1 pseudogene is annotated in these 362 nt (G+C 69.6%); it reads right to left on the bottom strand.

The features are described 5' to 3' along the window. Window positions 1–362: pseudogene (locus tag AB1L30_RS00475) on the bottom strand (hypothetical protein); the annotation flags it as partial.

Here is a 362-nt window from a genome sequence, read left to right as displayed (position 1 = left end):
GGTGCGGATCCTCCGGTCGCGGATGTGCATGTACTCGACGCCGATCGTGCCGCAGTAGGTCCGGCGGAGCTCGCCGATCAGCTCCTTGAGCGTGGCCTGCGGCGGGTCGAACAGCCGGGTGAAGAACGGCTGGTTCAGGTGCTGCTCCCCCAGGTCGAACTCGCCCAGGTCGAGCGGGTCGTACGTCTCGCGGCGGCCGGCGAGCTGCAGGGGGTCGAGGTCGGCGAGATAGTGGCCGACCTCGCGGTAGGTGTCGACCAGGCGGGTGACGGCGGCCTGGGCCCTCGCCTGTTCCAGCGCCTCGGGCTCGACCTCGACGGGGGTCGAGGCTGCACCAGGTACGAAGCGACCAGTTGATCGAA

Source organism: Bremerella sp. JC817 (assembly GCF_040718835.1).
Lineage (GTDB): Bacteria > Planctomycetota > Planctomycetia > Pirellulales > Pirellulaceae > Bremerella.
Note: the sequence above shows the minus strand (reverse complement) of the source record. Positions and strands in the feature narration are given on the sequence as shown.